General features: G+C 66.3%; 29 protein-coding genes, 2 tRNA genes and 1 pseudogene. 17 read left to right on the forward strand and 15 right to left on the reverse strand.

The genetic code is table 11. From position 1 onward, the window contains the following. The first annotated feature begins 14 nt into the window (after positions 1 to 14). From Ga0080574_RS05015 to Ga0080574_RS05040, 6 genes are all read left to right on the forward strand, one after another. Positions 15 to 311, forward strand: a complete 297-nt coding sequence (locus Ga0080574_RS05015) for a hypothetical protein (protein WP_076695716.1) — start codon at positions 15 to 17, stop codon at positions 309 to 311. Positions 312 to 446: 135 nt separating this feature from the next. Continuing rightward, the gene (ribB, locus tag Ga0080574_RS05020) at positions 447 to 1,571 is read left to right on the forward strand and encodes a 3,4-dihydroxy-2-butanone-4-phosphate synthase (RefSeq protein WP_076695718.1); all 1,125 of its coding nucleotides are present in this window, start codon (positions 447 to 449) and stop codon (positions 1,569 to 1,571) included. Continuing rightward, positions 1,571 to 2,122, forward strand: coding sequence for a 6,7-dimethyl-8-ribityllumazine synthase (locus Ga0080574_RS05025; RefSeq protein WP_076695720.1), 552 nt, complete (start codon positions 1,571 to 1,573; stop codon positions 2,120 to 2,122). The genes ribB and Ga0080574_RS05025 overlap by 1 nt, the downstream gene beginning before the upstream one ends. Continuing rightward, positions 2,119 to 2,610: a transcription antitermination factor NusB gene (nusB, locus tag Ga0080574_RS05030; protein ID WP_076695722.1), complete on the forward strand. Its 492-nt coding sequence runs from the start codon at positions 2,119 to 2,121 to the stop codon at positions 2,608 to 2,610. Before Ga0080574_RS05025 ends, nusB begins: the two co-directional genes overlap by 4 nt. 193 nt (positions 2,611 to 2,803) lie before the next feature. Next, positions 2,804 to 3,133, forward strand: coding sequence for a hypothetical protein (locus Ga0080574_RS05035; RefSeq protein ID WP_076695724.1), 330 nt, complete (start codon positions 2,804 to 2,806; stop codon positions 3,131 to 3,133). Positions 3,134 to 3,483: 350 nt separating this feature from the next. After that, a complete protein-coding gene (locus Ga0080574_RS05040; RefSeq protein ID WP_076695726.1) occupies positions 3,484 to 3,948 on the forward strand; it encodes an MmcB family DNA repair protein in 465 nt (154 codons plus the stop codon). A 70-nt stretch (positions 3,949 to 4,018) separates the two neighbouring features. Here the strand turns inward: Ga0080574_RS05040 and Ga0080574_RS05045 are convergent, their stop codons facing one another. Further along, complete coding sequence (locus Ga0080574_RS05045) at positions 4,019 to 4,213, reverse strand: DUF6324 family protein (protein WP_076695728.1); 195 nt, start codon at positions 4,211 to 4,213, stop codon at positions 4,019 to 4,021. A 98-nt stretch (positions 4,214 to 4,311) separates the two neighbouring features. On the opposite strand from Ga0080574_RS05045, the gene Ga0080574_RS05050 reads away from it, so the two are divergent. Continuing rightward, complete coding sequence (locus Ga0080574_RS05050; protein WP_076695730.1) at positions 4,312 to 4,794, forward strand: GNAT family N-acetyltransferase; 483 nt, start codon at positions 4,312 to 4,314, stop codon at positions 4,792 to 4,794. A 53-nt stretch (positions 4,795 to 4,847) separates the two neighbouring features. Beyond that, positions 4,848 to 4,924, forward strand: a tRNA-His gene (locus tag Ga0080574_RS05055). A 136-nt stretch (positions 4,925 to 5,060) separates the two neighbouring features. On the opposite strand, the gene Ga0080574_RS05060 is transcribed toward Ga0080574_RS05055, so the two are convergent. Beyond that, positions 5,061 to 6,404, reverse strand: a complete 1,344-nt coding sequence (locus Ga0080574_RS05060; RefSeq protein ID WP_076695732.1) for a cytochrome P450 — start codon at positions 6,402 to 6,404, stop codon at positions 5,061 to 5,063. Positions 6,405 to 6,685: 281 nt separating this feature from the next. Here Ga0080574_RS05060 and Ga0080574_RS05065 point away from each other — a divergent pair, with 281 nt between their 5' ends. Next, entirely contained in the window at positions 6,686 to 7,009 is a 324-nt protein-coding gene (locus tag Ga0080574_RS05065; protein ID WP_076695734.1) for a hypothetical protein, read from the forward strand. Between the two features lie 100 nt (positions 7,010 to 7,109). Beyond that, positions 7,110 to 7,553 carry a c-type cytochrome gene (locus tag Ga0080574_RS05070; RefSeq protein ID WP_076695736.1) on the forward strand — a complete coding sequence of 148 codons (444 nt, stop codon included), beginning with the start codon at positions 7,110 to 7,112 and terminating at the stop codon, positions 7,551 to 7,553. Between the two features lie 53 nt (positions 7,554 to 7,606). Here the strand turns inward: Ga0080574_RS05070 and Ga0080574_RS05075 are convergent, their stop codons facing one another. The 3 genes from Ga0080574_RS05075 to Ga0080574_RS05085 form a co-directional block, all read right to left on the reverse strand. Then, positions 7,607 to 8,020 carry a carboxymuconolactone decarboxylase family protein gene (locus Ga0080574_RS05075; RefSeq protein ID WP_076695738.1) on the reverse strand — a complete coding sequence of 138 codons (414 nt, stop codon included), beginning with the start codon at positions 8,018 to 8,020 and terminating at the stop codon, positions 7,607 to 7,609. Beyond that, the gene (locus tag Ga0080574_RS05080; protein ID WP_076695740.1) at positions 7,959 to 8,384 is read right to left on the reverse strand and encodes a MerR family transcriptional regulator; all 426 of its coding nucleotides are present in this window, start codon (positions 8,382 to 8,384) and stop codon (positions 7,959 to 7,961) included. Before Ga0080574_RS05080 ends, Ga0080574_RS05075 begins: the two co-directional genes overlap by 62 nt. An 83-nt stretch (positions 8,385 to 8,467) precedes the next feature. Then, positions 8,468 to 9,343, reverse strand: a complete 876-nt coding sequence (locus tag Ga0080574_RS05085) for a LysR family transcriptional regulator (RefSeq protein ID WP_076695742.1) — start codon at positions 9,341 to 9,343, stop codon at positions 8,468 to 8,470. A gap of 91 nt (positions 9,344 to 9,434) precedes the next feature. On the opposite strand from Ga0080574_RS05085, the pseudogene Ga0080574_RS05090 reads away from it, so the two are divergent. Then, positions 9,435 to 10,277, forward strand: a pseudogene (locus Ga0080574_RS05090) (EamA family transporter); the annotation flags it as partial. 41 nt (positions 10,278 to 10,318) lie between these two features. On the opposite strand, the gene Ga0080574_RS26435 reads toward Ga0080574_RS05090, so the two are convergent. After that, a complete protein-coding gene (locus Ga0080574_RS26435) occupies positions 10,319 to 11,113 on the reverse strand; it encodes an alpha/beta fold hydrolase (RefSeq protein ID WP_076695746.1) in 795 nt (264 codons plus the stop codon). An 82-nt stretch (positions 11,114 to 11,195) separates the two neighbouring features. Between Ga0080574_RS26435 and Ga0080574_RS05100 the strand changes: the two genes are divergently transcribed. From Ga0080574_RS05100 to pdxY, 3 genes are all read left to right on the forward strand, one after another. Next, a complete protein-coding gene (locus Ga0080574_RS05100) occupies positions 11,196 to 11,546 on the forward strand; it encodes a MerR family transcriptional regulator (RefSeq protein WP_076695748.1) in 351 nt (116 codons plus the stop codon). 99 nt (positions 11,547 to 11,645) lie between these two features. Then, positions 11,646 to 12,335, forward strand: coding sequence for an MOSC domain-containing protein (locus tag Ga0080574_RS05105; RefSeq protein WP_076695750.1), 690 nt, complete (start codon positions 11,646 to 11,648; stop codon positions 12,333 to 12,335). Beyond that, positions 12,332 to 13,180 carry a pyridoxal kinase gene (gene pdxY / locus Ga0080574_RS05110; protein WP_076695752.1) on the forward strand — a complete coding sequence of 283 codons (849 nt, stop codon included), beginning with the start codon at positions 12,332 to 12,334 and terminating at the stop codon, positions 13,178 to 13,180. The genes Ga0080574_RS05105 and pdxY overlap by 4 nt, the downstream gene beginning before the upstream one ends. 172 nt (positions 13,181 to 13,352) lie before the next feature. On the opposite strand, the gene Ga0080574_RS05115 is transcribed toward pdxY, so the two are convergent. The 7 genes from Ga0080574_RS05115 to Ga0080574_RS05145 form a co-directional block, all read right to left on the reverse strand. Next, positions 13,353 to 14,195: an intradiol ring-cleavage dioxygenase gene (locus Ga0080574_RS05115; protein WP_076695754.1), complete on the reverse strand. Its 843-nt coding sequence runs from the start codon at positions 14,193 to 14,195 to the stop codon at positions 13,353 to 13,355. A 19-nt stretch (positions 14,196 to 14,214) separates the two neighbouring features. Next, the gene (locus Ga0080574_RS05120; RefSeq protein WP_076695756.1) at positions 14,215 to 15,240 is read right to left on the reverse strand and encodes an ABC transporter permease; all 1,026 of its coding nucleotides are present in this window, start codon (positions 15,238 to 15,240) and stop codon (positions 14,215 to 14,217) included. Beyond that, a complete protein-coding gene (locus Ga0080574_RS05125) occupies positions 15,237 to 16,793 on the reverse strand; it encodes a sugar ABC transporter ATP-binding protein (protein WP_076695758.1) in 1,557 nt (518 codons plus the stop codon). The genes Ga0080574_RS05120 and Ga0080574_RS05125 overlap by 4 nt, the downstream gene beginning before the upstream one ends. A gap of 99 nt (positions 16,794 to 16,892) precedes the next feature. Continuing rightward, on the reverse strand, positions 16,893 to 18,026 hold the full coding sequence (locus Ga0080574_RS05130) for a sugar ABC transporter substrate-binding protein (protein WP_076695760.1): 1,134 nt from the start codon (positions 18,024 to 18,026) through the stop codon (positions 16,893 to 16,895). A 73-nt stretch (positions 18,027 to 18,099) separates the two neighbouring features. Beyond that, complete coding sequence (locus Ga0080574_RS05135; RefSeq protein ID WP_076695762.1) at positions 18,100 to 18,393, reverse strand: YciI family protein; 294 nt, start codon at positions 18,391 to 18,393, stop codon at positions 18,100 to 18,102. A gap of 252 nt (positions 18,394 to 18,645) precedes the next feature. Continuing rightward, positions 18,646 to 20,091, reverse strand: a complete 1,446-nt coding sequence (locus Ga0080574_RS05140; protein ID WP_076695764.1) for an amidohydrolase family protein — start codon at positions 20,089 to 20,091, stop codon at positions 18,646 to 18,648. A gap of 107 nt (positions 20,092 to 20,198) precedes the next feature. After that, positions 20,199 to 21,290, reverse strand: coding sequence for a ketopantoate reductase family protein (locus Ga0080574_RS05145; RefSeq protein WP_076695766.1), 1,092 nt, complete (start codon positions 21,288 to 21,290; stop codon positions 20,199 to 20,201). 510 nt (positions 21,291 to 21,800) lie between these two features. Here Ga0080574_RS05145 and Ga0080574_RS05150 point away from each other — a divergent pair. Next, a complete protein-coding gene (locus Ga0080574_RS05150) occupies positions 21,801 to 22,865 on the forward strand; it encodes a maleylacetate reductase (RefSeq protein ID WP_076695768.1) in 1,065 nt (354 codons plus the stop codon). A 40-nt stretch (positions 22,866 to 22,905) separates the two neighbouring features. Here the strand turns inward: Ga0080574_RS05150 and Ga0080574_RS05155 are convergent, their stop codons facing one another. Continuing rightward, the gene (locus Ga0080574_RS05155; protein ID WP_076695770.1) at positions 22,906 to 23,217 is read right to left on the reverse strand and encodes a Dabb family protein; all 312 of its coding nucleotides are present in this window, start codon (positions 23,215 to 23,217) and stop codon (positions 22,906 to 22,908) included. A gap of 210 nt (positions 23,218 to 23,427) precedes the next feature. Here Ga0080574_RS05155 and Ga0080574_RS05160 point away from each other — a divergent pair, with 210 nt between their 5' ends. Then, positions 23,428 to 24,342: a LysR family transcriptional regulator gene (locus Ga0080574_RS05160; RefSeq protein WP_076695772.1), complete on the forward strand. Its 915-nt coding sequence runs from the start codon at positions 23,428 to 23,430 to the stop codon at positions 24,340 to 24,342. 129 nt (positions 24,343 to 24,471) lie between these two features. Then, positions 24,472 to 25,269, forward strand: a complete 798-nt coding sequence (locus tag Ga0080574_RS05165) for a BspA family leucine-rich repeat surface protein (protein ID WP_076695774.1) — start codon at positions 24,472 to 24,474, stop codon at positions 25,267 to 25,269. Positions 25,270 to 25,469: 200 nt separating this feature from the next. On the opposite strand, the gene Ga0080574_RS05170 is transcribed toward Ga0080574_RS05165, so the two are convergent. Then, positions 25,470 to 25,546 (reverse strand) — tRNA-Arg (locus Ga0080574_RS05170). Between the last annotated feature and the right edge of the window lie 32 nt (positions 25,547 to 25,578).

Here is a 25,578-nt window from a genome sequence, read left to right on the forward strand (position 1 = left end):
CCATATCGGATCCCATGCCGACCACCAAGATCGCCACCTGTTCCTATTGCGGCACCCGCGCCGCGCTGATCCTCGATGCCGGGCGGCACGAGCTGGTCTGCGCCTCCTGTGGCGCGCCGCTGCACGAGCTGAAACAGCTCCGCCCCGAGCGGGTCGAACGCGACGCCCCGCGCCACCGCCCTTCGGCCTTTCGCGAAAACCCGAAAAAGCGCCACAAGGCGCCGCGGAAGGCCAAGACAAAAAAGAAGAAATCCTTCGGCAGGAAAGCCGCCAAGGGGCTTTTTGACCTGCTCGACGACATCTTCGACTGACCCCGGCCCTTCATCTTTCTCCAAATACTCCAAAAGCCGTGGTCACCGCCACGCGCAAAGCGGCCCGACTCAAAACCGCCCTAGCCATTTCCGCCGGTTTCTCTTATCTGGCAGGAACGATACAGGAGGCGCGAGATGGCCGATTACGAAACCCCGGGGCCCGTCGAGACGGACTGGACGGATGCGATTTCCTCGGTCGAGGAGATCATCGAGGATGCCCGCAACGGGCGCATGTTCATCCTGGTCGATCATGAAGACCGCGAGAACGAGGGCGATCTGGTGATCCCCGCGCAATGGGCGACCCCCGACGCAATCAATTTCATGGCCACTCACGGGCGCGGGCTGATCTGCCTCTCGATGACGGCGGAGCGCTGCGACCAGCTCGGCCTCCAGCTCATGTCCACCAACAATTCCTCGCGCCACGAGACCGCCTTCACCATCTCGATCGAGGCGCGCGAGGGGGTCACCACCGGCATCTCCGCCGCCGACCGCGCCAAGACCGTGGCCGTGGCCATCGACGCCGCCAAGGGCGCGCAGGATATCGCGACCCCCGGCCATGTCTTTCCGCTGCGCGCCAAATCCGGCGGCGTGCTGGTGCGCGCCGGCCATACCGAGGCGGCGGTCGACGTCTCGCGCCTCGCCGGGCTCAACCCCGCGGGCGTGATCTGCGAGATCATGAACGAGGACGGCACCATGTCGCGCCTGCCCGAGCTGGTCGCCTTCGCGCAGCGCCACGGGCTCAAGATCGGCACCATCTCCGACCTGATCTCCTACCGCCGCCGCAACGACAACCTCGTGCGCGCCGAGAAGGAAGAGACCGTCAGCCTGGAATTCGGCGGCGAATGGCAGATGCGCATCTACAGCGACACCACCCATGGCGACGAGCATATCGTGCTCAGCAAGGGCGACATCACCACGCCGGAACCGGTGCTGGTGCGCATGCATGCGATGGATCCGATGATGGATATCGTCGGCACCGGCCATCCCGGCCGCGCCGACGAGTTCCGCGACGCCATGCATGCCGTGGCCGAGGAAGGCCGGGGCGTCGTGGTGCTCTTGCGCGACACCGCGATGAAGCTCGACCCGCAGGAAGGCACCTCGCCCAAGACACTGCGGCAATACGGGCTCGGCGCGCAGATCCTCTCCTCGCTGGGCCTGTCCGAGCTCATCCTGCTGACCAATTCCCCCACCCCGAAGATCGTCGGGCTCGAGGCCTACGGGCTCGAGATCGTGGGCACCCGCAAGATCGGAGGCGCCTGATGGCCTCGAACGAAGAACATTACACCCTGCCGCGCCCGTCCTTCGACAAGCCGGTCAAGATCCTCATCGTCGTGGCGCCCTATTACAAGGACATCGCCAACGAGCTGGTGAAGGGCGCCACCGACGAGATCGAGGCCGCTGGCGGCTTTCACGAGGTGATCGAGGTGCCCGGCGCGCTGGAAGTGCCCACCGCCATCGGCATCGCCGAGCGCATGTCGAATTTCGACGGCTACGTGGCGCTCGGCTGCGTGATCCGGGGCGAGACCACCCATTACGAGACCGTGTGCAACGACAGCTCGCGCGCACTGGCGCTGCTGGGGCTCCAGGGGCTCTGCATCGGCAACGGCATCCTGACCGTGGAAAACTACGAGCAGGCCCGCGTCCGCGCCGAGGCGGCGGGGCAGAACAAGGGCGGCGGCGCGGCCGCTGCGGCCTTGCATCTGCTCGCGCTGGCCCGTAGGTGGGGCGGCGCCCGCAAGGGGGTGGGATTCGTACCCGCCCGGGACGAGTTCCAGGTGGCGGGCGGCTCGCAAGGAAAAGACAGCGCATGACCACCCCGGACGCACCCCCGGCCCTCTCCGGCAATCAGAAACGGCGGATGAAATCCGCCTCGCGGCTCTATGCCGTGCAGGCCCTCTACCAGATGGAGGCCGCCGGCCAGACCGCCGAGAAGGTGCAGTCCGAATTCCTCGATTACCGCTTCGGCGCCGAGATCGAGGAAGGTGTGGAGATGCTGGAGGGCGATATCGAGCTCTTCGGCAGCATCACCTCTTCGGCTGTGAACTGGCAGGCCAAGATCGACCAGATGACCGACCGGGCGCTGGTGGCGAAATGGCCCATCGCGCGCATCGACCCGACGCTGCGCGCCCTCTTCCGCGCCGCCGGGGCCGAGTTCGTCGACAGCGACGCGCCGCCCCGGGTGGTGATCTCGGAATATGTCGACGTGGCCCGCGCCTTCTTTCCCGAGGGCCGCGAGGCGAAATTCGTCAACGCCGTGCTCGACCACATGGCCCGCGAGGCAAAGCCCGAGGCGTTCTGAGCGCGGCCCCGCCGCCGCTCTCCCGCACAATCACGACGGCAGCACCAGGTCGCGGGCCACCCTGCGACCCTGCGCCGCTTGCGCTTTGGCCAAAGACATTCCAGATTGGGGATATAGCAGGCAGGGGCGCCGCTTTGCCCTTGCCAAACCGACGCGGCGCGATACCTTCTTTCGCGCAGCAAGGAGATCTACCATGCCCCGCCTCGTGCGCCTCTACATCCTGCAAGTCTTCGCCGGGTTCGGCCTGTCGACGGTCTTCGTCGGCCTGCTGCTCTGGCTGAACGTCGCAAATCTCTATCATCTCGTGACCCATTCGGAGGCCGGCCTGCTGGCGGTGTTCCTGCTGTGGCTGTTCAACGGGCTGGTCTTTGCCGGGGTGCAGTTCGCGATCACCATCATGCGGATGGAAGACAAGGGCACGCCCCCCGCCGGCGGCAAGCGCCAGCGCCTGACCACGCTCACCCCCGCGCCGGTGCCGGCGGAAGCGCCCGGCAACCGCAAGGCACGCCGCCGTCTGCTCTGAGCGCGGCCTCCGCAGAGACCTTGAACGAAAGCGCCCCGAGGGGCGCTTTTTCGTTTCGGATCAATCTATTGGGAAATCTGCGGCGGGAACCACACCAACCGTGAGGTTATCTCATTCCCGAGGACCTGTATATACAGGTGGGCGCCAGGTAACCAGACCACGGTCCGGACAGAGCCAGCTCCCTCGGAATTGCTTAAGGCCACCGGAATGCAACCATGACACGAGAAGGGCAGAACCCGCCTGACCCCGAGATAGGATGCCGATGCGGGCGCGGCAAGAGCCCATCGCGCAAATCGTGACCGCAGCCCGCGCGCTTGCATTTGTTCACGTAATGTTCATACTCTTCGCTCATGACACTCGCCCCCGACTCTCCCCTGATGCCGGGCCAATGGCTGGCCCGCGGCGTCTGCCGTCACCTTTCCGCCGGGCATGGTTTCTCGGTGATCGAGGAATTCGTGCCCGAACGCGGCAAGCGCGTCGATGTGATGGCGCTGGGGCCGAAGGGCGAAATCTGGGTGGTGGAATGCAAGAGCAGCCGCGCCGATTTCCTCTCGGACGGCAAATGGCAGGGCTATCTCGACTGGTGCGACCGCTATTTCTGGGCGGTGGATTCGGAGTTTCCCACCGAGCTGCTGCCCGAGGGCACCGGGCTGATCATCGCCGATGGCTATGACGCGGAAATCCTGCGCATGGGGCCGGAGACGAAGCTCGCGGGCGCGCGGCGCAATGCGCTGATCCGGCGGTTTGCGGTGCATGCGGCGCGGCGGTTGCAGGCGCTGCGCGATCCCGGCGCCGCGCTCGACGGCTGGGGCTGAACAGCTGGGGCCCGTGGGCAAATTCCTTTCAAGGAATTTGCAACTCTCTTCCAAGAGAGTTGTCCCGGCCTCAGCGCTTCGTCTTGACCTTGCGCGCGGCGGCGGCGGCGGCGCGAAGCTCTTCGGCGATCTCCTCCGCCTCTTCGGGATCGAAATCCATCGGCATCTCCATCTCGCCCGCGCTGACGAACAGCCGGACCATGCCGTGATCGGTCGGTCCGATCTGCAAATTCGCTTCGAGATCGCGTTCGGTGTTGATACCCATGGCCTGTCCCTTCCTGCGGCCGTCCGGCGGCTGCGGCATCTCTGCGCATTATCCCCGGGGCGCTTGATTTGCAAGCCGCCCGGTGGAACCCTGCCCGCATGACCGCGCCCGTGCTGAAACCCTATACCGCCGCCGACCGCCCCTGGCTGGTCGAGGCCCATGGCCGGCTCTATGCCCGCGACGAGGGGTTCGACGAGAGCTTTCCGGCGCTGGTGGACGAGATCCTGCGCGGCTTCGAGGCCGGGCACGACCCGGCGCGCGAGGCCGGCTGGATCGCCTGGCAGAGCGGGCGGCGCCTCGGCAGCATCTTCTGCGTGCGGCTCGACGACGACACCGCAAAGCTGCGGCTCTTCCTGCTCGACCCCGCCGCGCGCGGCAAGGGGCTGGGCCGGCACCTGCTCGACACCTGCATGGCATTCGCCCGCGCCCGCGGATACCGCCGCATGACCCTCTGGACCCATGAAAGCCACCGCGCCGCCTGCGCACTTTATGCCCGCAACGGCTTTGCCTGCATCAGCGCGACCCCGGTGCGCAGCTTTGGCGTCGAGCTCGTGGAACAGCATTGGGAACGTGCACTTTAGCCCAGGATTTCGGCTTGCATTCATCCGGAGGCGACGCTATTCCCCGCGAACGTGCCGCCTTAGCTCAGTAGGTTAGAGCGCTTGATTGTGGATCAAGAGGTCCCCCGTTCGAGCCGGGGAGGCGGTACCATTCAAACCAGCTTACATCACCGCGACTGACCCTGCGCCTCTAAGGCGCGGTCCCGCTTTCGGATTTTTCCGTTGATCGAGCGCGATGTGGGGCAGCGGTCGCGCCCGGCGCGGCATGCTGATGCCCATCGAGGCCCTCAGTGCGGCGTGATCTCCAGCGTGACGCCGGGATCGGGGCGCACCGTCATGTGCATGATCGGCTCGGGGCGCGGGCCCTTTGGCGCGAAACGGTAGCGCGACAAGAGCGTGGCCAGGATGATCCCCGCCTGCATCATGGCAAAATTCGCCCCCACGCAAACCCGCGGCCCGGCGCCGAACGGCAAGTGCAGGTAGCGGTTGCGCTGCTGGTCTGGGCCAAAGCGCGTGGGATCGAAATGATCAGGCCGCTCCCAGTAATCGTGGTGACGGTGCAGCGACCAGGTGTTGACGAAAATCGTCTCGCGCGGGCGAATCTCGCGGTCGTAGAGCGTGTCGGCCTCGCGCACATTGCGCGCCAGCATGCCCACCGGCGGGTAAAGCCGCATGGTCTCGTCGAGGATGGCGGTGATGCCGGGCATGCGGTCGAGTTCTTCATGGCCGCAGGGACCGCCCTGCAACACGTCTTTCGCCTCTTCCCGGGCGCGGTCCTGCGCCGGCTGGTCATGGGCCAGCAGGTAGAGCGCCCAGGCGAGCGACAGCGCCGTCGTCTCATGCCCCGCCACGATGAAGAACTGCATGTTATGGAGCAGATCGCGCGGCGACATAGTGCGCCCGCTTTCCGGGTCGCGGGCGGCCAGCATATGGTCGAGCAGATCGTCCGCCCCGCCCGTCGCCTCGCGCCGCCGGGCCTCGATGGCGCGGGCCACCATTGTGTGCATGGTCTTGACCGCGCCGCGCCCGAAAAGCTCCGCCGGGCGTGGCACCCAGTGCGGCACCTCCAGGAAATCCAGAAGCGAGGCACGTCCGACCGTCAGGAAATAGCGGGTGATGGCCTCGCCATAGGTCTCCGCGTCGAAATGCTCGCGCCCCGACAGGGCCACGTCGCAGATCACGTCGAAGGTTGCCGAGAGCATTTCAGCGACCATCTCGGCGCTGCCTGCACCGGCGAGGCGCTCGCAGGCGCGTTCGGCGGTGGCGGTCATCATCGGCGCCAGCGCCTCGACATTGCGGGCGGCGAAAACCGGCGCGATGGCGCGGCGCTGCCAGCGCCATTGCGCGCCCACGGAAGTGAACAGGCTGTCGCCGACCGCCGGGCGCAGCATCCGCAGCATGACCTCGGATTTCGGGTAGTTTTCGACATTGTCCAGAAACAGCCGCTTCATGCCCTCGGGGCCCTGCACCATGTGCCAGCGGGCATGACCGGTGGTGCCGGTGACGATAGGCTGGGTATAGGCGATGGCGGGAATGATGCGCAGCACATTGCTGCGGGCGGCCCTGAGACTGGCCAGCATGCCCAGGGGCTGGGTCGCGGGCTCGATGCGGGGCGGCAGGGGCTGCGTCATGATCCGTCCTTGGTTGGATGATGGGAAAATATTCCCCTTTGCCCCGCGATCAAGCCATCCCCTTTCGCCCGTCTGCGTCCACTCAGCGCAGCGCAACCACGGGAGAGTGGCGCCGAATCAAGGACCGCCCCCGTTCGGCGGAACAAGGAGACGCCCCCTGCTTCGACCGTATCACGGCGTGGCCGACCAGAAATGGCTGCCGAAGCGCGGTCGCGGCATGAGCGGTTGACCCTCTGCTGTCTTCTGGGGCAGATTTGCCGTCGCATGGAAACGGAGCAGCCTTGCGTATCTTCGTCTTGATCCTTCTGACGGCGTTTCTCTCGCTGGTTGCCTTGCCGCAGTCCGGCCTCGCAATGCCCATGGCCGGGCATATGGATCATCTACACGACTGCCCCGGTTGTGCGGAATACGGCACGGATCAGGAGCGGACCCCCGCCGGCCATCCCGACTGTCCGCATATAGCAGGCTGTGCGACGGCGGCCCTGCCCGTCGCCGACAGCCCGGCGCTCGCAGTAATGGCGCTCCGCGATGTCCATCCCCTGCCCCCGTCCGAGACCGGACGGGCGGTCTGGCTCGACCGAGACCTGCCGCCTCCGCGCGCCTGAACGGTCGCAATCCAGAGCCCTGCTCCGCGCACCCTGCGCGGGTCAGACCTGACAGGACCATGCACACGGCCCCATCCGTCGTGCCCCCAAGGACATCGAGATGAAATACATTGCCATCGCTGGCGCGACCGCTGTTGCGGTCGTCGCCGGTGCCACCTTCATGATCACCCGCGACGGATCGCGGACGCAGGCGGAAACCGCGACACAGCCGCCCGCCGCCGGCGCCGCCATGGTCGAGGTCAGCCTACCCGACAGTCTCTCGGCGCAGGCCGAGCTCGGAAAGCGCGGGTTCGAGGCCGTCTGTGCCGCCTGCCACGGTCAGAACGCCGCCGGGAAGCTGGGCCTTGGCCCGCCGTTGGTCCACAAGATCTATGAGCCGTCACATCACGGCGACATGGCGTTCTTTCTGGCCGCCGAGCGCGGCGTGCAGGCGCATCACTGGCGCTTCGGAAACATGCCACCGCAGCAAGGGCTGACCCGCGCCGACGTGGCGAACATCGTGAGCTATGTTCGCGCATTGCAGCGCGCCAACGGAATCGACTGAGATAGATCCGAGCTTCCTCAGCCGCCGCGCGTTCTGTGCCTGCCTTGCCGGCCCTATTCCGGCGGCTCCGCCACAGGCCGCGCGGCAAAGACCTCCCTGGCGGCGAACAGCCCGTTCAGCGCTGCGGGAAAACCGGCATAGACCGCCATCTGCATGAGGATCTCGGTGATCTCCTCGCGGCTCAGCCCGACATTCAGCCCCGCCTCGATATGCACCTTGAGCTGCGGCTGCGCGGTGCCCATCGCCGCCAGCGCGGCAATGGTGGCGATCTCGCGGTCGCGCAGCGAGAGGCCCGGGCGCGAATAGATATCGCCAAAGGGGAATTCGAACAGGTAGGTGGCGAAATCCGGCGCGATATCGGCCAGCGCGTCGATCACGTTTTGACCGGCCTGCCCGTCGATGGCGTCAAGCGCGCGCTGACCGCGCTCCAGCCGGCTTTCCGTCGCAGGAGTGTTCTGTATCGTCATGGGAATGCGTCCTTTTTTCCGCTTCGACATAGGTGTCGATCTTGGTGTCGAGGACGAGAAGACAGGCCTGCAAATCGGCCAGATGGGTGCGCACCCGGTCGCGATGCGCCTCCAGAATGCGGCGCCGTTCCGGGCCGGTGTGATCGCCCTCCGCGCGCAGAGCCGCATAGTGCAGCATCTCGCGGATGGGCATGCCGGTGGTCTTCAGCCGGTCGAGAAAGCCGATCCAGACGAGGATCGACTCGTCGTAATCGCGCCGCCCGCCGGCATCGCGATCGGCATAGGGCAAGAGCCCGATCCGCTCGTAATAGCGGATCGTATGGGCCGACAACCCGCTGCGTTTCGCAAGCTCGCCGATTTTCATGACACCTGCTTCTCATCAAGACGCATCCGAGCCTAGGGGCTCGAGCGCGCTCTAAGTCAAGGCGTTATTTTCGCGCTCCGTGCTCAGCCCGCGCGTGGCATCGGTGCGGCACTCTCGGCCTGCTCCTGCGCCATGGCGGCAACCGCCCGCGCCACCGCCGCGTCGTCATGGGCGATGCGGATCTCGGTCATCGGCAGCTCGGGCAGCCCGTCTGCCACCGGCACCGCGACGAGGTCGCCCTGCGCCAGCGACATCGGCAAGGCCGCCACCGCGAGATCGGCACGCAGCGCCGCCATCTGACCCATCGCGGTGTCGCTGCTATAGGCGACCCGATAGCGCCGCCCCGACGCGCCCAGCGCGCTCAGCGCCGCGTCGCGCCAGGCACAGCCCTGCTCGGCGGTCGCCAGCGGCAGGACCGGCTCGGCATGGGCGCGCCCGCCGCGCGCCATGACCCAGGCCAGCGGCTCGGACCGGAGCCGGCGCGAGGCGATGGCTGGCGGGCCGACATCGTTGAACAGCACCACATTGCTCTGCCCCCCGACAAAGCTGTCGAGCACGCTGCCAGAGTCCCCGAGACGCACATCCACATGCACGCGCGGGTAGCGCTCCGCCACCCGTCGCAGCAGCGCCGGCACCAGCGACACGCCGAGATCATGCGGCGCGGCAAGCGTCAGCCTTCCCTCCAGCATGGGCGTGCGGAACATCGCCATGGTCTCGTCGCTGAGCGCCAGGATGGAGCGCGCCTGAAGCAGCAGGCGCTCGCCCTGCTCGGTCAGCGCGACCCGCCGCGCGTTGCGGTCGAGCAACCGGTGCCCCAGCATCTCTTCGAGCTTGCCGATCTGGAGACTGACCGCAGAGGGCGACAGGTTGACCCGCGCGGCAGCGAGGCGGAACGACCCGGTCTCGTGAATCGCAACGAAGCTGCGCAGGGCGTCGAGATTCAGCGTGCGGGCAGTCATGATTGAGATTCCTCAAACCATAGGATGACATAGTTTCGTTTTTCTAATTATTGGCCGCGTCCTATCGTGCCGTCAACCGATGGAGACACGCATGACACAGCCTTCCCGCACATTCGGCCCCGGCCTGTTCTGGGCCTTTCTGGCAATCCTGATCTGGTCCGGCTCGCTGGTGCTGCTGCGCCTCGGGGTGACCACCGGGCTCACCGCGCAGGATCTGACCGCCCTGCGCTTTGCGGTCGCGGCGGCGCTGCTGCTGCCGGTGCTGCTGCGCCGGGGGACCGGGTCGGATACGCTGCGCCCGGCCGGTATGCTGCTGATGATCGTCACCTTCGGCGCGCCCTATATCCTTCTGGTATCGCAGGCGATGGTGACGGCGCCCGCGGCGGCGGCGGGCGCGCTCAATCCCGGCGTGATGGCCATTGCGTCGCTGTTTCTGGCGCGGGCGCTTGGCGGCGCGCGGCTCACCGTGGCGCATATCGCCGGGCTCGGGGTGATCCTGCTCGGGCTCTCGGGCTTCCTCCTCACCGGCGAGGGCGTGACCACCGGCCATATGCTGCTGGCCCTCACCGGCGTGCTCTGGGCCAGCTATACCGCCATCGTGCGGCAAAAACGGGTGCCGGCGCTCAATGCAACCGCGCTGGTGGCGGTGGGCTCTGCCGCGCTCTACCTGCCGGTCTATGCGCTGGTCCTGCCGAAGCAGATCGCTGCGGTGCCGCTGTCCGATATCCTCTTGCAGGCGGTCTTTCAGGGCGTGCTGGTCAGCGTCATCGCCTTCTACGCCTTCACCCGCTCCACCGAGCTGCTGGGGCCGGTGGCGGGGCCCAGCCTGCCGGCGCTGATCCCGGTCGTCACGCTGGGACTTGAGGCGCTGATCCTCGGCGAGCGGGCGGACCCCGCCGAGATCCTTGGCGCGGCGCTGGTCTCTGCCGGGCTGGCGCTGGTCCTTGCCAGTCCAGCCCTGCTGCGCCGGGCGCGTCAGCCCGACGCGCCGAGAAAGCCGGCAATCGCCGCCGCGACCGCCTCGGGGCATTCCATCGGCGACAGGTGCGGCCCGTCGATCCAGCCGAGCCGCGCACCCGCGATGCCGGCGGCCAGCGCAACGGAGGCCGAGGGCGGCACCATCTGATCGTGGCGGTTGCCCAGCACCAGCGTCGGCGCACGGATCGCCGCCAGATCCGCCGAGACATCGACGATCTTGTCGAGCATCGCCTGCCGCGCCATGCCCTCCCAGTGCGTCACCTCCACCATCTGCGCCACCACCGCGTCGAGATCGCCCATGCCGGCGACGAAATCGGCGCTGAACCCGGTCAGCAGGATCAAACGGGCAAGCGCCTCGCGGTCGCGCCCCGCCAGCTCGACCCAGTGATCGAATTGCAGGCGCGAGCGCGGGTCGCCGCCGGTGACGAAACCGCCCAGGCTCACCAGCCGGCGCACACGGTCGGGATGGCGCGCCGCGATCCGCAGCGCCACCGCCGCGCCCAGCGAGAACCCGGCAAGGTCGAAAGTCTCTACCCCGGCATGATCGGCGGCGGCCAGCACCTGATCCGCCAGACGGTCGAGCGTCAGCCGCTCTGTCGCGTCCTCCGTCAGGCCCGAGCCCGCGTAATCGGAGCGCAGGATGCGCCGCCCCGGCAGGCCGCGCAGCACCTCGCCCCAGTTGTCCTCACCGTCACCGCCGGTGCCATGCACCAGCACCAGCGCCGGCCCGTCACCGTCGTCGCGATAGCCGATCCGCGCACCATCCGCCTGAACATACTCGATTTTCGACATTTCTCCGGTCTCCTTCTTGATCCGACCGGCCCCCTCCTGCACCCTGACAGCGCTGTCAGGGTCAAGCGAAAAGGACGCGGCAATGAAGATCGGCGAGATTTCCGAGCGCAGCGGCGTGAGCGTGCGGATGCTGCGCTATTACGAGACCGAGGGGCTGCTGACGCCGCTCCGGCGCGACAGCGGCTACCGCGATTATTCCGAGGCGGATGTCGAAGAGGCCCGCCGCATCCGCCAGCTCGCCGATGCCGGGCTGACCGTCGAGGCGATGCGCGACCTGCTGCCCTGCATCATCAGCCCCGAGCCGCGTTTCGATCCCTGCGAAAACCTGCGCGCGCGGCTCGACGGCGAGCTGGAAAAGCTCGACCGCAAGCTCGAGGACATGGCGCGCTCGCGCGATCTGATCGCGAGCTATATCGCCAGCCTGTCGCCCTGAGACCGCGCCGCTCTGAACCGGCGGGCCATTTTCCCGAAGATAGCATCTTCCCCACGGGCCGCGTCCCTGCCAGACATGCGGCAAACACCCGAGGCCCCGATGACCACCCCGTCCCCCATCACACTTCTGACCGGCCGCGCCACGCCCCTGCCCGGCAGCAAGGCGCAAAGCGGCATCGCCAAGGCGCCGGTGGACCGCCCGCTGCCCCTCGGCCCCGAAGGGTTCGAGGGCGACGAGCAGGCCGACCGGCGCGTGCATGGCGGCATCGAGAAGGCGGTGCATCATTATCCGTTCGAGCATTACACCATCTGGCGGGCAGAGCTGGGCGCCCTGCCCCAACTCTCAGCACCCGGCGGCTTCGGCGAGAACATCTCGGCCACCGGGCTGAGCGAGGAAACGGTGGCGGTCGGCGATATCTTCCGGCTGGGCGGCGCTCTGGTGCAGGTCTCGCAGGGGCGCCAGCCCTGCTGGAAGCTCAACAAGCGCTTCGGGGTGCCCGACATGTCGCGGCGCGTGCAGCAAAGCGGGCGCAACGGCTGGTATTACCGCGTGCTTGAGCCGGGCCGCGTGGCGCCGGGCGACCGGCTGGAGCTGACCGACCGCATGGCGCCGGACTGGACGCTGCGCCGGCTCTGGCACGCGCTCTATGTCGACCGGCTGAACCTTGCGGAGCTGGAAGGTATTGCAGCGCTCGGCGTGCTCGCCGAGGGCTGGCGCAAATACGCGGTCCGGCGGCTGGAAAACCGCCGGGTCGAGGACTGGAGCAAGAGACTGGACGGCACTGCATGACACCTCCCCCCTTCGTGATCTCGATCCAGAGCCAGGTGGTCTTTGGCCATGTGGGCAATTCCGCCGCGCTCTTCCCGATGCAGGCGGCGGGGCTGGAGGTGGCGGCGATCCCCACCGTGGTGTTCTCGAACACGCCCGATTACCCCACGCTGCGCGGCCGCGCCCTGCCGCCGGAGTTCTTTTCCGACCTGCTGCAAGGCGCCCGCGAGCGCGGCCTGCCGGAACGGGCGAATTACATCCTGACGGGCTATATCGGCTCGCTCGACGTGGCCGAGATGGTGGCGGATTTCGTCGCCGAGGCAAAGGCGGTGAACCCCGGCCTCACCTATCTCTGCGATCCGGTGATGGGCGACGAGGGGCCGGGCCTCTACGTGCCCGAGGCCATCGCCGATGTGATGCGCGAGCGGCTGCTGCCAATGGCCGACATCGCCACGCCCAACCCGTTCGAACTGGCCTGGCTCACCGGGCAGGAGATCCGCACCCTCGGCGATCTTGAGGCCGCGCGCGAGGCCCTGCACATCGCCCCCGGGGCGCATCTCGTCGCCACCGGCTGCGCGCTGGAGGATACGCCCGAGGGCCATATCGAAAGCGTCATCCTCGGCCCCGGGGGCGACAGCCGCCACCCGACCGAACACCTGCCCATCGCCCTGCCCGGCACCGGCGATCTCTTTGCCGGGCTGATCGTGGCTGGGCTGGGACAGGGCCGCGCGCTGCCGCAGGCGGTCGAGACCGCCCAGACGCTCACCGCCCGCGCGCTCCGCCACGCTAAAGCGCTCGGCGCGGGCGAGGTGGTGCTGAGCGAGCCCGCGTTTCGCCGCGCGCTCCTGCTCCCCAGCGCCGAGTGAGAAACCCCAACCATCGCTGAGCCGTGTATAAAAGGATATGGGCCCCTTTCGGGCACAAAGCGTTGGCTGCCGAAAAACGGCGCTCCCTCAGGGCCTTGGCTCTTTAGAAAATACGGGCGGCGCGCGCCGTTTCAAAGAACGGCACCGCGCAGGATCAGGGGCCGTTCGCTCGCTATTCTTGCAGCGAAGGCACCATCACGAAATCATAGTCCGAGCGCCATGCGCCCTCCCCGTCCCGGACGAAGGGGGCGACGAGGGTCTCTTTCACGCCGAACACCGTGTCGTCGCCGATATAGCTGTCCTCGCCGACGAAGGTATGGGTCACGATGGTCTCATAGCCCTCGGCGGTCACCAGGAAATGCATATGCGCGGGCCGGTAGGGGTGACGTCCGAGCGCGCCCAGCATCTTGCCCACCGGGCCGTCATCCGGGATCGGATAGCTGACCGGCTTGATGCCGACAAAGCTGTAGCGCCCGTCCTCGCGGCTCATGAAGCGGCCCCGGTTGTTCCATTTCGGCTGGATACCGGGCTGCTGAACATCGTAATAGCCGTCCGAATTGTCGCTCCAGACATCGACGCAGGCGCCCGCGATGGGGTTGCCGTCGAGATCCAGCACCCGCCCGGTGAAATGGCAGGGCTCGCCCTTGCCGTCGAGCGAGATCGTCGCGCCGTATTCCCGCACCGGCGCATTGGCGACGTGGAACGGGCCGAAGACGGTGTTCTCGGTCGCGCCCGCAGGGCGGCGGTTGTTGATCGCGTCCACCAGCATCGAAAAGCCCAGAACGTCCGAGAGCAAAATGAACTCCTGCCGTTCCTCGGTGCAGATCTGCCCGGTCTTTGTCAGGAACTCGATGGCCAGATCCCATTCGGCCTGGGTCAGCTCGACCTCCTTGGCGAAGGCATGCAGGTGGCTGACGAGGCTGGTCATCACCTCGCGCAGGCGGGGATTGATCTCCCCGCCCATGCGGGCATTTACAACGTCGACCGACTGGTCTTCGGAAAAATATTTTGTCATGCGTGCGTCCTTTCCCGGCTTAGCTGCCGATATCGAGCGACCCGGTCCGGCGGCGGCGCAACTGCGCGGAGAGCGCAATCGCCAGCACCACGGCGGCGCCGTTGAACACATCGGTGATCCAGGGCTGAATGCCCACCAGCGACAGACCGCTGATCGTGGTGCCGAGGAAGAAGATCCCGATGATCGTGCCCTGCACGGTGAACCGGCCCGGCTGCCAGGTGGTCGCGCCGAGGAAGGCGGCGGCCAGCGCCGGCAGGATGAAGGTGATGCCGACGAGCTGCGGCCCGGCATTACCCTGCGCACCGATCTGGAGCACCCCCGCGATGCCCGCCAGCGCACCGGCGATGACAAAGCTTTGCATCACCACACGCTTGCTGCGGATCCCCGCGAGCCGGGCGGAATCGGCATTGGCGCCGACGGCGGCGAGGTTGCGGCCATAGGGCGTCTGGGTCAGCACGAACCAGACCGCCACCGCGATTACCGCCATGAGGATGAAGAGCACCGGGATGCCCAGCACCGACTGGATCGAGATATCCGTCAGGATCGGCGAGAGCCCGCTGCTGATCGGGATGCCGTTGGTATAGCCGGTCACGACGCCGCCGAGGATGGTGGCGATGCCCAGTGTGCCGATGATCGAGTTCACCCCGAGATAGGCCACGATGGTACCGTTGACCGCGCCGATCAGCGCGCCCGAGAGAACGCCGAGGCCAATGGCCGCCGCCAACGGCAGCTGGAAATGGCTCATGGCCGAGGCGGTGACGATGGCCGAAAGCCCCAGCGTCGCGCCCACCGAGACGTCGAACCGCCCGCCGATCAGCGGCACGATGAGCGCGATGGCGGTCACCGCCATGACCGGCTGCACCGTCGCGATGCTGCGGAAATTCGCGTAGGTGGCGAAGGTGTTCGGCCGCAGAATGGCGAACACGACGATCACCACCAGCAGCAGCAGGATCAACCCCGAGCGTTCGAAGAACTCGGTCCAGTTGACCGAGCCGCCGCCCTTTGGCGGGTTTGCGATATGTTTGGTGTCCTTGACCATGGTCATGCGGCATCCTTTCCGCTGGCGAGTACCAGATGTGTCATTTGCTGGCGGGTGATGTCCTTGCCCCGCAATTCGTCGGTGATGCAGCCGTCGCGCAGCACGACCACGCGGTCGCAGATCTGCGCGAGCTCGTCGAAATCCGAGCTGACGGCGATGACGGACATGCCGTCCGAGAGGCTGGCGCGGATCGCGGCATAAAGATCCTCGCGCGCGCCCACATCGACGCCCTGGGTGGGCTCGTCGAGCAGCAGCAGCCTTGGCTTGCGCCGCAGCCAGCGGGCCATCACCACCTTTTGCTGATTGCCGCCCGAGAGCGACGAAATGAGCGCCGCGTCATCGGCGGTCTTGATCCGGTGATCGGCAATGGACTGCCGCGCCTCCTGACGCTCGCGCGTGCCGTTGATCCGGCCCGCACGGGTGAAACACCCCAAGTCGGCAATCGAGAGGTTGTGCCGCACCGAAAGCCCCTGAAACACGCCCTCGCGGTTGCGATCCTCGGGCACCAGCGCAACGCCGGCCGCCATCGCCTCGCGCACCTCGGCGAAGCGCACCGCGCTGCCGTCGAGCGTGACCGTCCCGCCCTCGCGGTCGAGATCGCCGAAGAGCATGCGCAGCAGCTCCGTGCGGCCCGAGCCGAGCAGCCCGGCGATGCCCAGCACCTCGCCGCGCCCGACATCGAAGGACACGTCGCGCAGCGGCCCGCCCGAGAGGTTGCGCACCTCCAGCCGGGGCGCGCCCTGCGGCGCGGGCGTGGTGGCCTTCGCCGAGGCATAGGATTTCTCAAGGCTGTGGCCCACGATCAGCTCGATCAGCCCGCTTTCCGAAAGCCCCTCGGTCGGGCGCGTCACCACATGGCGCCCGTCGCGCAGGATGGTCACGTCATCGGTAAGCTGGATCACCTCGTCCAGCCGGTGGCTGACATAGATGATCGTATGCCCGGCGGCGGCAAAGCGGCGCACCGCATCGAGCAGGATCTCGACCTCGTGGTCGGGCAGCGAGGCGGTGGGCTCGTCCAGCACCAGCGCCGAGACGGCGTTTTCATCGGCATCCTGAAGCGCCCGCGCGATGGCGATCATCGTCTGTTCGGCCTGCCGCAGATCGCCCACCATGTCGCCGGCGCGGGCGTCGATCTCGAACCGGTCGAGCAACTCCTGCGTGTGGCGGCGCAGCGCCTTCCAGCGGATCTTGCCCGCCGTGGTGGGAAAGCTGGCGCCGATGGCGATATTCTCGGCCACGGTCATCGAGGGAAACACCGCCGGGTTCTGGTGCACAAAGCGCAGCCCCAGCGAGCGCGACAGCTCGGGCGTCATGTGATCGGCGGCGACCCTGGTGCCGAGAAACTCGAAGCTGCCGCCATGATCGGCTGGCTGCACCCCGGCCAGCGCCTTGATCAGCGTCGACTTGCCCGAGCCGTTGCCGCCGAGCAGCCCGTGAATGGCGCCTCCCCGGATCTCGAAACTCACCTCGTCCAGCGCCTGCGTCTGGCCAAAGGATTTCGACAGGGTGTTTATCCGCAGCGCAGAGGTCACCTCTGCCCGCTCTGTCATGTTTTGCATTGGGTCCTCCCTCTTCCGCAAGGGCTGCGGAACGGCGATCAGGGGCATGGTGAGCCTGTGCCAGACCGCGCCCGGATCGTCTCCGGGCGCGACAAGTGGTCAGCCGTTCCAGACCGACAGATAGGCCGCGCGGAAATCGAGCTTCGGCTCCAGCATCTCGCCCGGTTCCGGCAGGTTGTGCTCGGCATCGACAAAGATGAAGCCGGTGCCCTGGTTCGGCATCTCGGCGGGATCGTCGCCCGCCAGCACGCGGTTCATCGTGTCGGCCACGGCCCAGCCGAACCATTTGAACGGCAGCGCGATGGAGAAGGTCTGCGTGCCCCGGCGGATCAGGTCGAAATTGTTCGGAAAGCCCTCGCCACCGCCGACCACCAGATCGCTGCGGCCCGACTGCCGCACAGCGGTTTGCAGCCCCAGCTCCATCAGCGCGTCAATGCCGTATTCCACCGCGACCGCGTCGGGGTTTTGCAGCAGCGCCGATTGCCAGATCTGCGTCGCGGGGCTCGGCACCTGACCGAAGTTGAACGTCGATTCCGCGACCTCACAGCCCTCGCATTTGGCGATGGTGTCCATGAACCCCTTGTGGTTCATCTGCTGAACCTGCTGGCTGGTCTCGGCGATGGAGATCACCTTGCCCTGCCCTTCGGTCCTGGCAATCACGTAATTGGCGCGCAGCTCGCCGAAGCGATAGTAGAAATCGCGCGCATCGGTGGAGCCCAGCATATTGACCGAAGCGGTAAAGAGCGGCTCTTCGCTGCCGAACACATCGGCGCTGCAATCGATCGACTGGACCGAGACGACGGGGACGCCCTCGGCCTTAGCCTGCAACAGCGCGCTTTTGATGCCCGGGCAGTCAAAGGCGGAAATCGCGATGCCATCGGCCTTGGCGGCCACCGCCTGGCGGATGATGTCGCTGGCGACCGAGGGGGTCGCCTTGCCGTCCTGGATGCTGATCTCCCAGCCCAGATGCTCCGCCGCTTCGGCAAAGCCCTCGGCCTGCTGGGCGCAGAGCACAAAGGCCTGCCCGCAGGAGATATACCAGATCGTCTTGCCCGTGACGGCGGCGGGACCGGTTTCCGGCGGCGCCTCGTAAAGCCCCGCATAGCCCTGCTCGACCATGGCCTTTGCCTCGGCCAGCACGTCACCCGCCAGCGCCGGCTGCGCCAGCGTCGCGCCGGCGATCATCGCCGCCAGCGAGACGCCCCTGCCACTCACATGCGTGAAATAGGTCATAATGTTCCCTCCCTTTCGGCCCCCCTCCCGGGGCCTTCGATTGCGACGAAGCCTCGCGCGGCCCCGCCCTCCTTCAGCGCGACGCCCGGTTGTCGACGCGCATGCTGAAGGGGTGAATATTGATCTCTTTCCAGATGCCGGCCTTGTTGAACGGGTCGGCGGCGTTGAAGGCCTGCACATCCTCGATGCGCTCGGCCTCGACGACAAAGAGCGAGCCGATCATGGTTTCGTTGTCCCCGGCCAGCAGCGGGCCGGAGATCACCGAGGCCATCGGCGCCGTGGCCAGATAGGCCTTGTGAGCGTCGTAATGGGCGAGCCGGTCGTCGGTTTTTCCGGGATGATCAAGGCAGTGGATTGCGAACAGCATGGTTTCTCCTCTTCCCGCCGCCGCCCCCTCCCGGGGCCTGATGCGGCGCGGTCCGGCCCCCGAACCGTCTGGTTAAAGCATCATGGCATTTCCCCAAACGCGGGATAATCTGGCATTTTCGGGAAATATTTTTGCGCCATCCGCAAATCAGAACCGACGGACGAATGGCAGACACCCGATGCGCGCAACACTCTGCGCGCATCGGCAAGCGGCCTGGCCCGCATCGCGAGCCAGGGCCGCGCAGAGGCTGGATCAGGCCTCGTAAAGCGGCAACGGCACCGGCGGCTGCGGGATGAAGCCGCCATTCTCCTCCATGGCCTCGTTGAGGAAATCATGCGAGCTTTCGAGCCTGGCCACCGCCGCCTCCGGATCGACATGCAGCAGCGGCCCGCCACGCTTGACGATCTTGCCATCGACCAGAACCGTGTGGACATTCCGGCTATTGGCCTGCGACACGACCATGCTGCACGGATCCTTGCGGTTCCAGCCGGCAAAGGCGATGCCGCGCATATCCAGAAGCACGATATCCGCCCGTTTGCCCGGCGTCAGCGAGCCGGTGATGTCGTCGACCCCCGCGGCCCGCGCGCCGTTGATCGTGACCCAGGCCAGCGCGTCGCGGGTCGTCCAGTGGATCTTTTTCGGGTGGCTGAAATTCTCGTAATGCACCGCATCGCCATGCCAGCGGGTGCATTGCAGAACGAGCCGCGCATGGGCCAGCATGTCGCCGCTGGTGCTGCTGGTGCAGTCCATCCCGAGGCTCGGCCCCGCGTCGGTGTAGCGCGTCGCCTCGACGGCGACCGGAAAGCCCATGCCCATCTGCATCTCGGTTTCCGCGCAAAGCGTCACGGAGGCGCCGGAGCCATCGAGAATGTCCCATTCGTCCGGGTTGGTGAAGGTCATATGCACGAGGTTCACATCCGGCCCCAGCAGCCCGTGCTCCGACAGGGTGTGCATGTCGCGCATGCCGCCATTGGGCACGGCCACCTGATTGCTGTGGAAGGTGATGCGCGAATTCAGCTCCCGCGCCAGCTCGAACTCCTGCTCCACCTCGGCGGCGGGGGCAATCGCCAGTTCCTGCGGCGCGATGCCGAAGCGCAGCAGGCCATCGTCGGAGAAATACTCCTTGCGGATCTCGCGCGCGGTCTCATAGCGCCAGTTGTGGCTGAGATCGGCGTTTTCATTGCCTTCGGACAACCCGCGCCCATCGGCAAAGGTGTTCTCGGTCACCGGCACCATGCCGTGCCCGTAGAGCCCCCGCACGCCGGAGGCCTTGAGCCCTTCGACGGAGGCGCGGGCATAGTCTTCGTTGATGATGTTGTGACAGTAATCCACCAGGCCGGTCACGCCGTTCTCAAGGCAATCGAGCCCGCCGGCATAGTTCGCGGCATACATGTCCTCGGGGCGATAGAGCGTCGCCATCTGAATGCGGAAGCCGCGCAGATAATCGGGGATGCGGCCATCGGCGAGGATGCCGCGCAGCCCGGTCTGCCAGGTGTGGCGATGCGCGTCCCAGAGGCCGGGAATGGCGATCATGCCCTCGGCGTCGATCACCTCGGCGTCGATGCTCGCATCGGCATCCATATCGGGGCGGATCTCCTTGATCGCGCCGTCCTCGATCAGGATATCCGCCTTTTCGAAATCGCCAAGCGCGTCATCCATGGTGACGGTGGCGGCATTCTTGATCAGAAGTCTTGTCATTCTCTCTCTCCCTTGAACATTCGGCCCCTCCTCCGGGGGTGCGCGCAGAGGCGCACAGCGCGGCAAAGGCCGGCCGGTCTCTTTCACATGAAGCGGTGCGGAGGCGCCTACGCGCCGGCCAGATGCGGGGGCAGTCCGGCGAGATTTCCCAGCTCCGGGTAATGCTCGGCCAGTGCCGCCGCCATCGCGTCACGATTGGTTTCGTCGAAGGGCAGCTCGCCGCGCTCGATGCGGCGGGCCATCTCGACGGTAAAGATATTGAGCGGCGCCTTCAGCCCGTTGGTGCGGGCGATCCCGGCGACATAGCCGTTCAGCTCCTCGACCTCGTTGCGCCGGCCCTTGCGCCAGTCCTGCAAACAGGTGGTTTCGGTGTCGGGCAGGCAGAAGGAGGACAGCACCTTGCCGAACAGCGCATCGGCAAAGGCCGCGGGATCGGTGGTGTCGACATCCTCGGGCATGCCGAGGATCGGCATCAGAACCGCGCCATCAGCCGCCGCCGCGGCAACCGCCTCGCGCCCGGTGGCCAGCATGAAGTTCAGCAGCGCGGGGTCTTTCGCCGCGTGCATCAGCGGCAGCCCGACCAGCGCCGAGGTCACCAGCTCGGCGGCGTTCACCGCGAGCTTCATCCATTTCGCCGAGTGGATATCAGCCACCACATCGACCCGCCCCGCCGCGCCCAGCACCTCGGCGGCGAGCGCCACGCGCTCCGGTCCGACGGCGGTGCTGTCTTCGAGCGCGAACCAGCTTTCCTCGCGCGGGCTCTGCCGGTCGACGCGGCCCGGCTTATACATGTTCGCGGTGACCTCGATCACCGCGCCAAGGCAGCGCTCCGGCCCGACAATGGAGGCGATGGTGCCCCGGGTCATGCCGTTCTGCATGCCGATCACCACGCCATCCTCGGCCAGCATCGGCTTGATCAGCTCGACCGCCCAGCGGGTGTCATAGGCCTTCATGCCGAGATAGACGAGATCGAAGGGCTGGCGCATCTCGGCCACTTCGCACAGATGCCGGACATGCACCTCGGAGGTCTCGGAGCGCCCGCCCGGCAGATCGACGATGATGCCATTGCGGCGCATCGCCTCCACATGGTCGGGCCATTGCTCGATCATGGTGACGTCATGGTCTGCATTGGTCATGTCGGCGGCGATCCCGGCGCCGTTCGCGCCAGTGCCCAGATAGGCGATCCGCGGTTTGTTCATAGCTCGTCCTCCCCTTCCCCGGCGGCCCTCCGACCGGCATCGGCTGTGCGTCTTCCAGAAGGCGCCGCCGGGCATCGCCAGGCTGGCTCGATGCCCTCCGAGTGGCCATGATCCTAGGAGCGCGGTCCTTGCGCTGTCCAGATGCCCGGACCGCCACAAATCCGGTCAACCGCGCCATTCACCCGAATTTCGCACAAGTCCGGAAACGCTGCGGAAAGCGGCAAAACGGAGACGCGGCGCCATCGGGTACGCCCGATTATAATGCTTCAAAATCAGATAGTTGATCAGTAAAATATTATCAAAACCTCACATCTCATCCGATCTAAAACCGACATTCATACGCCCCCGGAATGTCCTTTAACCGCAGGATATTTGCCGAATCCGCAAAGATGTTTCCCACCCTCCCGGCGTTCCAAGAGCCACGCGCAACTGCCAAGATTCCGGCTGTTCAACGCAACGCTCGCACCCGGATATCCCGCAGGAATCCGGCGCGAGATCGGGGAGGAACCCATGCACAACTTCACCTACACCGCGAATCCCGGGCGCATCCTGTTCGGCTTCGGCACGCTCGACAAACTGGCCGACGAGATCCGCAATGCCGGCATGACCCGCGTGCTGCTGCTCTCGACGCCGCAGCAGGCCGAGCAGGTCGGCGCCGTGGCCAAAAGCCTCGGCGATCTCAGCGCCGGGATCTTCAGCGACGCCCGCATGCATACGCCGGCAGAAGTCACCGAACAGGCGCTGAAATCGCTGAAATCGCTGGGCGCGGACGGCATCGTCTCGCTCGGCGGCGGATCGACCATCGGGCTGGGCAAGGCGCTGGCGCTGCGCACCAACCTGGCGCAGATCGTCATCCCCACCACCTATGCCGGCTCCGAGATGACGCCGATCCTGGGCGAGACCACCGACGGGGTGAAACGCACCCTGCGCAGCGAAAAGGTGCTGCCGGAAACCGTGCTCTACGATGTCGAGCTGACCATGAGCCTGCCGGTCGAGATGTCGGGGCTCAGCGGAATGAACGCCGTCGCCCACGCGGTCGAGGCGCTCTATTGCAAGGAGGCCAATCCGATCACCGCGCTGATCGCCGCCGAAGGGGTGCGCGCGCTGACCGACGCCCTGCCGCGCATCGCGCAGGATGGCGGCGACCGCGAGGCGCGCTCGGATGCGCTCTACGGGGCGTGGCTCTGCGGCACCTGCCTCGGCACGGTCGGCATGGCGCTGCACCACAAGCTCTGCCACGCCATAGGTGGCGCCTATGACACGCCGCATGCGGCCACCCATGCCATCATCCTGCCCCATGCGCTGGCCTATACGGCGCCCGCCATTCCCGAGGCGATGGAGCGGCTACGCGCCGCGCTGAAGACCGACGATCCCGCCGGGCGGCTTTACGAGATCGGGCGCGAGATCGGGGCGCCCGAGGGGCTACAGGCGCTCGGCATGCCGGAGGACGGGATCGAGCATGTGGTCGAGCTGAGCCTCAGGGATCCCTACTGGAATCCCCGCCCGCTGGAACGCGAGGCGCTGACGCTGCTGCTCGGGGATGCCTTCCATGGCCGCCCGCCGTCCCGGCACTGACAAGACCGGATCCCGGCGGGCGCCCGCCTGCCGGGGGTGCTCAGAGCGCGCCGCCGGGAACGTAATCCACCTGGTAACGGGCGATCCGCATATTGCCCAGCTCCTCGCGCACCTTGAGATGCAGCGGGTGGCTGGCATAGGCGGCCAGGGCCTCGCGCGACCGGAACACGGAATAGAGTACCACGTCACAGGCATAGCCCACCTGGCTCTCGTCGATACCGATCTCGAGCTCGATCAGCCCGGGCACGGCGTCGCGCAGACCCTCGAACTTCTCCTTGACGATCTGCGCCGCCGCGTCGCGCTCGGCCGCCGTCTCCCCCGACATGTTCCACATGACGATATGCTTGATCATGATCTTCCTTCCGGTGCGGCACCGATATGACCGGCAAGCCCCGCACCTGCTCCTCCAGCCAAATATCGGATCAGCCTACCTTTCCGGGTTCCGAAAGAAATCGGCCCCGGTGAAAAAAGAAATTTGCGAAATTCGCAATAATGAACTGCAATGCCAGCAATCGCGCCCGTATTTCTCAAAGACGGCGCCGGCCAGCGAAGAGGGAGGAACATGGACAGGTTCACCGAGATCGAAGTGCTCGTGCAGATCGTCGAGCAGGGCAGCATCAGCAGGGCGGCGGAGGTGCTGGGCCAGTCCGTCTCGGCCACCAGCCGCTACCTCGCCTCGCTGGAGGAGCGGCTGGGCGTGCGTCTGGTCAACCGCACCACGCGGCGCATCTCCTTCACCGAGGAAGGGGAGCTCTTCTGCTCCTACGGCAAGTCGATCCTCGCCGAGCTTCAGGACGCCGAGGCGCTGATCGGCAGCGTCTCGCATTCTCCCTCGGGCACACTGAAGCTGACCGCCTCGACCTCGTTTTCGCTGCTTCACCTGATGCCGCTGATCCCGGAGTTCACCCGGAAATACCCCCGCATCCAGGTCGATGTGACCGCCTCCAACCGCTATCACGACATCATCGAGACCGGCGTCGACCTCGCGATCCGCACCCGGCGGGTCGAGGAGGACAGCTCGATCACCATGCGCAAGCTGGCCAAGACCCGCCGCCGCCTCGTCGCCTCGCCGGAGTATATCGGCGAGATGGGGATGCCGCGCCATCCGGAGGATCTGGAGCGCCACCGGCTGCTGATCTACATGCTGGCCGACGACCCGATGCGGCTGCACATGCACAAGGGGAAGTCCCGGACGACGATCAACGTGACGCCGGTGCTAGCCAGCAACGAGGGCCAGCTTCTGATGGCCGCCGCCCGCGACGGCATGGGCATCATCGCGCAGCCCTCCTACATCGTGCAGAAGGATCTGGAAGCCGGCCGACTGGTGCGCGTGCTCGACGACTGGGATCTGCCGCAACTGACGATCAACATGGCCTTCCCCGCCCGTCGCCACATGCCTGCCAAGACCCGGCTGTTTATCGAGTTCCTGTCGGACCACTTCAAGGCGAACAATTATGAGGACATCTGGATGTCCTGACAGCGTTTCTGTGCTTGCCGCTGCCGGGTGCGCCACTCCCCTGGCCACACGGTCATTCCGTCCGCATTTCAGGGTCGCCAAAGACCGGCGCAGCCCCGATCTGCGCAACTGACTTGGCGATGAGAGGTCATGCCGAACATCGCCCCTGCGGCCAGTGCCCCCTCTCCGCCACGTCTATGCCGCCATGCACCGAAAAGAGAGCCCATAGCAAGTGAAGGCGCCGAGTCCTTCAATCAGGACATCGGCTCTTGGGATACCAGCGGTGTCACATCGCTCGTCCGAATGTTCTTCGAAGCCAGTTCTTTCGATCAAGACCTCGGCGCACGGGACATTTCCTCGATGGAAGACACAACGGACATTTTTGGCAATCGGGGCGACTCCGGCATGAGCATGGAGAGTTTCGATGCGACGCTTGCGGGATGGGCGCGGCTCGCCCCCGGAGAGGCGCGGATCGCAACGGGAATCGATCTGGCGGGTGTCGGCGTCGAACTCTCCAACGACGACGCTTTTCACATGCTGACGACACAATATGGCTGGACGATCCGCGCGGATTACCGACTGAGCGCGCCAAGTGACAGCGATGTGGTGGACGCCTCCAACGAGACACGGGCGGTCAACCTGATGGCGTTCCGCCAGATGCTGATCGGCTCTGATTTCGACGATATCTTGCGGACTGGCCGTCCTCCAGAGACCACAGTTCCGGGAGGGCTCGGGCAAGACACAATCATTGGCGACTATTTTGGCGAAACGCTCTATGGCGGCCTGCGCGACGATGACCTGGAAGATGACCTCGGAGACCGCATCTATGGCGGTGGCGGCAACGATTATATCGACGGTGGCTACGGCAATGACGAACTGCGTGGCGACGCACTGAACGATACCCTGATCGGCGGGTTCGGCGGCGACGTCTTCGATCTGTTCGGCTGAGGTTCCGGTTGAAGAGGCGATGCGGAGGGGCGCCTTGACGCGCCCTTCACTCGCTTTTCGGCACCACCCACCCAGGCCGACGATCCCGAGCCGCATCGGGGTCAGCGCAGCAGGACGTTGCCACCCCCAAGAACGGCGCCCAAAAGCCTGCGACGCGCTTCCCGCGACCGGCGTCATATTGTGAAATCCGGAAAAGTCGGTGGCGCACCCGATAGGATTCGAACCTATGGCCTCTGCCTTCGGAGGGCAGCGCTCTATCCAGCTGAGCTACGGGTGCCTGCGCGGTGGGTGATAGTGCAAAGAAACCGC

Source organism: Salipiger abyssi (genome assembly GCF_001975705.1).
Classification (GTDB): Bacteria; Pseudomonadota; Alphaproteobacteria; order Rhodobacterales; family Rhodobacteraceae; genus Salipiger; species Salipiger abyssi.

Excerpts from the sequence above, each read along its gene's own strand:
- nusB (WP_076695722.1), top strand. The coding sequence starts at position 2,119 with ATGACCACCCCGGACGCACCCCCGGCCCTCTCCGGCAATCAGAAACGG.
- Ga0080574_RS05160 (WP_076695772.1), top strand. The coding sequence starts at position 23,428 with ATGGACAGGTTCACCGAGATCGAAGTGCTCGTGCAGATCGTCGAGCAG.
- Ga0080574_RS05035 (WP_076695724.1), top strand. The coding sequence starts at position 2,804 with ATGCCCCGCCTCGTGCGCCTCTACATCCTGCAAGTCTTCGCCGGGTTC.
- Ga0080574_RS05080 (WP_076695740.1), bottom strand. The coding sequence starts at position 8,384 with ATGAAAATCGGCGAGCTTGCGAAACGCAGCGGGTTGTCGGCCCATACG.
- Ga0080574_RS05135 (WP_076695762.1), bottom strand. The coding sequence starts at position 18,393 with ATGCTGTTCGCAATCCACTGCCTTGATCATCCCGGAAAAACCGACGAC.
- Ga0080574_RS05150 (WP_076695768.1), top strand. The coding sequence starts at position 21,801 with ATGCACAACTTCACCTACACCGCGAATCCCGGGCGCATCCTGTTCGGC.
- Ga0080574_RS05085 (WP_076695742.1), bottom strand. The coding sequence starts at position 9,343 with ATGACTGCCCGCACGCTGAATCTCGACGCCCTGCGCAGCTTCGTTGCG.
- Ga0080574_RS05155 (WP_076695770.1), bottom strand. The coding sequence starts at position 23,217 with ATGATCAAGCATATCGTCATGTGGAACATGTCGGGGGAGACGGCGGCC.
- Ga0080574_RS05100 (WP_076695748.1), top strand. The coding sequence starts at position 11,196 with ATGAAGATCGGCGAGATTTCCGAGCGCAGCGGCGTGAGCGTGCGGATG.
- Ga0080574_RS05145 (WP_076695766.1), bottom strand. The coding sequence starts at position 21,290 with ATGAACAAACCGCGGATCGCCTATCTGGGCACTGGCGCGAACGGCGCC.
- Ga0080574_RS05165 (WP_076695774.1), top strand. The coding sequence starts at position 24,472 with ATGCCGAACATCGCCCCTGCGGCCAGTGCCCCCTCTCCGCCACGTCTA.
- Ga0080574_RS05040 (WP_076695726.1), top strand. The coding sequence starts at position 3,484 with ATGACACTCGCCCCCGACTCTCCCCTGATGCCGGGCCAATGGCTGGCC.
- Ga0080574_RS05045 (WP_076695728.1), bottom strand. The coding sequence starts at position 4,213 with ATGGGTATCAACACCGAACGCGATCTCGAAGCGAATTTGCAGATCGGA.
- Ga0080574_RS05075 (WP_076695738.1), bottom strand. The coding sequence starts at position 8,020 with ATGACGATACAGAACACTCCTGCGACGGAAAGCCGGCTGGAGCGCGGT.
- Ga0080574_RS05050 (WP_076695730.1), top strand. The coding sequence starts at position 4,312 with ATGACCGCGCCCGTGCTGAAACCCTATACCGCCGCCGACCGCCCCTGG.
- Ga0080574_RS05015 (WP_076695716.1), top strand. The coding sequence starts at position 15 with ATGCCGACCACCAAGATCGCCACCTGTTCCTATTGCGGCACCCGCGCC.
- Ga0080574_RS05130 (WP_076695760.1), bottom strand. The coding sequence starts at position 18,026 with ATGACCTATTTCACGCATGTGAGTGGCAGGGGCGTCTCGCTGGCGGCG.
- Ga0080574_RS05105 (WP_076695750.1), top strand. The coding sequence starts at position 11,646 with ATGACCACCCCGTCCCCCATCACACTTCTGACCGGCCGCGCCACGCCC.
- Ga0080574_RS26435 (WP_076695746.1), bottom strand. The coding sequence starts at position 11,113 with ATGTCGAAAATCGAGTATGTTCAGGCGGATGGTGCGCGGATCGGCTAT.
- Ga0080574_RS05140 (WP_076695764.1), bottom strand. The coding sequence starts at position 20,091 with ATGACAAGACTTCTGATCAAGAATGCCGCCACCGTCACCATGGATGAC.
- Ga0080574_RS05070 (WP_076695736.1), top strand. The coding sequence starts at position 7,110 with ATGAAATACATTGCCATCGCTGGCGCGACCGCTGTTGCGGTCGTCGCC.
- ribB (WP_076695718.1), top strand. The coding sequence starts at position 447 with ATGGCCGATTACGAAACCCCGGGGCCCGTCGAGACGGACTGGACGGAT.
- Ga0080574_RS05125 (WP_076695758.1), bottom strand. The coding sequence starts at position 16,793 with ATGCAAAACATGACAGAGCGGGCAGAGGTGACCTCTGCGCTGCGGATA.
- Ga0080574_RS05120 (WP_076695756.1), bottom strand. The coding sequence starts at position 15,240 with ATGACCATGGTCAAGGACACCAAACATATCGCAAACCCGCCAAAGGGC.
- pdxY (WP_076695752.1), top strand. The coding sequence starts at position 12,332 with ATGACACCTCCCCCCTTCGTGATCTCGATCCAGAGCCAGGTGGTCTTT.
- Ga0080574_RS05115 (WP_076695754.1), bottom strand. The coding sequence starts at position 14,195 with ATGACAAAATATTTTTCCGAAGACCAGTCGGTCGACGTTGTAAATGCC.
- Ga0080574_RS05025 (WP_076695720.1), top strand. The coding sequence starts at position 1,571 with ATGGCCTCGAACGAAGAACATTACACCCTGCCGCGCCCGTCCTTCGAC.
- Ga0080574_RS05060 (WP_076695732.1), bottom strand. The coding sequence starts at position 6,404 with ATGACGCAGCCCCTGCCGCCCCGCATCGAGCCCGCGACCCAGCCCCTG.